This window comes from Kingella pumchi, from assembly GCF_022288825.1.
GTDB lineage: Bacteria > Pseudomonadota > Gammaproteobacteria > Burkholderiales > Neisseriaceae > Kingella_D > Kingella_D pumchi.
Genome location: NZ_JAKOOW010000015.1, coordinates 1,082 through 1,452 on the forward strand (window position 1 = coordinate 1,082; position 371 = coordinate 1,452).

At 53.9% G+C, this 371-nt stretch carries 1 pseudogene; it reads left to right on the forward strand.

Annotated features, from left to right (window positions below):
* Positions 1 to 41: 41 nt before the first annotated feature.
* Positions 42 to 371 (forward strand): annotated as a pseudogene (locus MB824_RS03910) (hypothetical protein); the annotation flags it as partial.

Below are 371 nucleotides of genomic sequence, written 5' to 3' on the forward strand. Positions count from 1 at the left end.
CAAAGGCGGGGTTTAAGTGTCCTGAAGGCAATATCTTTTTTTTGACTAAAGTTGAGCAAAAGAAAGATAAAGACGACAAACCCAAAGACAAAGAGCCGCCCAAGCCAGACAAACCCAAAGACGACGGTAAAGATACATCAAAGCCCAAAGATCCCGCAAAGCCCGATGACGGCAAAGACGGCCCCGACGTATCGGAACTCGACGGCAACAAAGACTACAGCAAAGTGCTCGGCGACATAGCCAAAAGCCTGCAGGACATCCAAGAGAGCCTAGGCAAAATTGGCAACGGAAACGGCGGCGGCGGGGGCGGCAGCGGCAACAAAGGCGATCCCAACGGCCACAAAGGCGGCGAAGACACCGGCGAGACCGAC